The following is a 4,656-nucleotide window of genomic DNA, read 5'->3' as shown; positions in this document are numbered from 1 at the left end:
TTTGAGGTACGTGCCTCGGGTGCCGATATCTGGGGCAGTGCGGACGAGTTCCATTTTGTGTACAGGGAATTGACAGGAAATGGCGAGATTATAGCAAGGGTAACCGCATTGGAGCAGACCAATGCCTATGCCAAGGCAGGGGTCATGATGCGTAATTCTTTAGCTGCAAATGCCAAACATGCTCAAACGACGATGTCGCCCGTGGCAAATAATGGCGCTCCATCCTTTTATTTTCAGCATAGAAATACTACTGGCGGTGCTACCACCTCTACCACTGCCACTGTACAGAGCATACCTTATTATGTACGTATGGTGCGTTTTGGTAATGATTTCACCAGTGCTATTTCCCCTGATGGGCTTACGTGGACAGACCTTGGCACACAAACCATCACCATGGGGACTACCATTTATGTTGGTCTAGCCACAACCTCGCATGCCGATGGTACGCTTGCAACATCTACCTATGATAATGTAGTTTTTAACGCTACTAGTCCAGGTACGCCACCAACGGCAATTATAAGTGCTCCTACACCACCTGTTTCTGGGCAAATACCATTTACAGTGGCCTTTGATGGTTCTACATCTACAGATACCAATGGCTTTATAACCGCTTACAATTGGGATTTTGGAGACGGAAGCAACCCAGTTACCGGAGCAACACCAACACATACCTTTTTAACTCCTGGTACCTATACGGTAACCCTAAACGTAACCGACAATGACAGTGAAATAGGAGCGACTACAATAGACATTACGGTAGACCCAACTGTTGACTGTAATGGCACTGCGGTTAGTCCAGAATGGAGAATTCCAAGTATTTCCGGTTCTTACCAAAATGGCAACCCCTTAGAAGATGTTGCGCTAATAGCACAAGAGGGTGAAGAAGTTCGTCTTAGCTTGGTACCCAATCAAAAATCAACTACGGGTGCAAATATTAGTTTTGACGTTTATAAGAATGGGGATTTAAGTAATTCGCTACTAAACACAACAGGAGACTTTACCATAAATAATGTAGCACTTAATGATGCGGCAATTTACACATTGGTATCAGCAGATGGCTGTGAAGTCAACATAGACCTAAGTGTTGAAGGCTTTGACTGTGTGGGTACTGTTGTTGCGGAATGGGCAATTAACGGTTCATACGCCCAAGCTCCCGATTACAACCAGGTAACTGTTACTGCTGAAACGGGGGATAATTTTATCATTGGTATGGAACCTGGCAATATTGACTTTGAGGTTATAGGAACGGATGGCACTACCGTTTTAAAAGCTATGGGCCAAACTGACTACACCTTTCCAGACGTACTTGCAATTGCCGATAGTGGAATCTATACCATCAACACAGAACAAGGCTGTACCACATCTATTGATCTCCAAGTCTCAGCCTACGATTGTACCAATGCGGCTAAATTTGCGCTAGAATACGGCATAAACGGTACATTCACTACGTATCCGAGTAGTAATGACCAAACCTTAAACGTTACCGAAGGTGAAAACATCGCTATTTCTATGGATCCTAATGGTATTAACCAATCCTTCACCGTACAAAAATTACCTGGTGGTACCATTAACAATGTGGCATCATCCGGTTTTTTTGATCTTGGTGCAATTACATTGGCAGATAGTGGGGATTATGAAGTAATTTCAGAAAGGGGCTGTACTGCCATTTTAACAGTAAACGTTAATCCATTCGTATGTAATGCTGAAGCGCTAAGACCTGAATATATAGTAGATGGACAGACCTTTCAAGCGCAAGATGCCAATGATTTAACGATAACGGCATACCGTGGGCTACCTCTTACCTTAGGTATCTACCAAGATAATTTGGATTTTAGAATTTTAGATGAAAACGGTATCGTGGTAAAACCCATGGACCAAACAGACCTTACCATTGGAGGACTATCTGACAATAATATCGGCCCATTTACCATAGAAACAGAACAAGGTTGTAGTTTAATCGTGACCATTAATTTAGAGTGTGGTGCAGATTTTTACAACGTATCCGTAAACAATGTCATAAAGAATGTAGAAAATTTTGTTCCTATTAAAGTTGGGGATAGAGTTAAAATCCTATCTAATTTAGATATTAATTTTGCCAATGTTAGAATTATAAGCCCAAGTGGTGCCGTTGAAAATGATAGCGAATTGGATTTATTGTATGTAGATGAAACAGATTCTGGCATCTACACTATAGAAATTGATGGTGGCATATGCTCATACGAGATAGATATCCAAGTACAATGTATACAACCAGCTGGTGTAAACATGTTTATGAATTTTTATGCAGGCACCATTCTAAATAAGAACATATATTCATTAGGTGTAGGTGCAGACATAGAATTGGGTATGTCTGGTGTCATAGGCGACGATTATACGGTGACTTCACCAGATGGTACAGTTACCAATGGCATGCTTACCTTAAATGATATAACCATCGATAATCAAGGACTGTATAGTTTTTTACCAAATGGCGGCTGTCCATTTCTGTTCTACTTAGCGGTTTGTGATGGTGAGCCCGCCGTTCCAGAATATACGATCAATGGTGTAACTACCCAGGGGTTTGGCCCTATTTACTTAAGAGGGAATGTAGATTCATTCCAGCTGGGTCTTGTGGGATATCCAAATGCAGTTATAGTATATCCTACAGGGGCTGAATCGTTAACTGGTGATTCTGAGTTTTTTCCAAGGGCTGGTTGTGCATTACAAGGCACTTGGAAGTTTAGAAATGCTGGATGTGACCTTGGTTCCATTGACGTTTATGTAAGTTTACCATTTCCAGATTACAATGGTGGTTTCAGTGTTAATGGGGTTACGCAAACCACTACGGATGTTACCTTAAACCCGGGTGACCCCTTTCTTTTAAGTTATGATACCGTAACCGATTATGAAATTGTAAATCCACAAGGCGTAAGAAGTACCGGACCTTTGAACATAGCTTCATTGTCTACTGCAGACGCCGGATATTATGTCTTAATTAATAATGATGATACCACAACATGTTCTTTAGGGATTAATTTATCCGTTGGAAACTGTAATCCTCAAGGTATTGTAACGGAATACCGGGTAAATACCGGACCATTGCAAAATTATGCCAATACTACCATAGAATTTGGTGATAATTTTTACTTAGGTCTTAAAAATCTAAGTAATTATACCATTACCAATCCTTCGGGAAGCCTTATAAATGGACCGGTTACCATTACTGGGGCAACTGGAGCAGACATTGGCACCTATACCCTAACAACAGACCAAGGTTGTAGTGTATATTTTAATTTGGACGTCATCTGCAGTACTGGTGATAACTTAATTTCTGAAGTAACTTTCTTTGGCACTACCTACACAAATATCAGTACCATTGGTATTGATGATGGCGCAACCGTGACTATGGGCATCCAAGGAGAAACCAATTTTACCGTAATATCACCTAATGGCACTAGTAATCCTACAGGAACATATACGTTTACAGCCTCTGTGGCAACCGAAGGCCTTTATGAGCTAATTTCAGAAAATGGAGGTTGTAGTACAACCGTATTCATAGGGGTTTGTGCTGCTAATGCCGTGGTTGCCAACTATACTATCAACGGAGTACCCACTATAGGAAATAACCCCATTGTTCTAAATGAAGGGGATGATTTTAGTATTGGGGTTGAAAGTCTCGCAGAAAATGAATTTAGTATCCAAAATCCGTTTTCCGGTATCAGTATACCCGGTACATTCAGCATAACAGGTATAACTACTTCCTATACAGGACAATGGCTATTAAGCAACAACAGCACCGGATGTTTCCAAAGTATTGATGTTACTGTAAATCCGACCGCAATAAATCAGCCTCCTATTTCTGTAGTCGCTGCCAACCCCGTAAGTGGTGAAGTGCCCCTATTGGTCAATTTTGATGGTAGCGCCTCTACAGATGATATTGGAATTGTAAGCTATACTTGGGATTATGGTGATGGTAGCCCCACAGAAACAGGCAGTACAGCATCCCATACATTTACTATGGCTGGCACCTATACCGTTACGTTGAGCGTGACAGATAATGACGGTGTTAACAATACCAATACAGATACGAATTCGGTTCAAATTACCGTGACGGACCCTGTCGTGAACGATGCCCCTGTGGCAGTGGCCTCGGCAACACCGCTTTCAGGCGATGCGCCGCTGTTGGTCACCTTTACAGGTAGCGCATCCACCGACGACAGTGCCGTGGTATCCCATTCATGGGACTTTGGGGACGGTAGCGCCCTGGACAACAACGCCGATACAACACATACATATACCAGCCCGGGCACCTATGGCGCCGTGCTCACGGTGACCGATGCCGAAGGGCTCACCGATACCATGACCATCACCGTTACCGTGACGGACCCTGTCGTGAACGATGCCCCTGTGGCAGTGGCCTCGGCAACACCGCTTTCAGGCGATGCGCCGCTGTTGGTCACCTTTACCGGTAGCGCATCCACCGACGACAGTGCCGTGGTATCCCATTCATGGGACTTTGGGGACGGCAGTGCCCTGGACAGCAATGCCGATACAACGCATACCTATACCGTCGCGGGTACCTATGGCGCCGTGCTCACGGTGACCGATGCCGAAGGGCTCACCGATACCATGACCATCACCGTTACCGTGACGGACCCTGTCGTGAACGATGCCCCT

The 4,656-nt window shown here is 43.7% G+C and carries 1 protein-coding gene; it reads left to right on the top strand.

Features of this window, described 5'->3' with window-relative positions; all coding sequences use genetic code 11:
• Positions 1-4,656: PKD domain-containing protein (locus ACOCEA_RS16665; protein ID WP_420757409.1), on the top strand; the 4,656-nt coding region annotated here is incomplete at both ends.

This window comes from Maribacter luteocoastalis, assembly GCF_048890225.1.
Classification (GTDB): domain Bacteria; phylum Bacteroidota; class Bacteroidia; order Flavobacteriales; family Flavobacteriaceae; genus Maribacter; species Maribacter luteocoastalis.
This window is presented reverse-complemented; position numbering and strand designations above follow the sequence as displayed.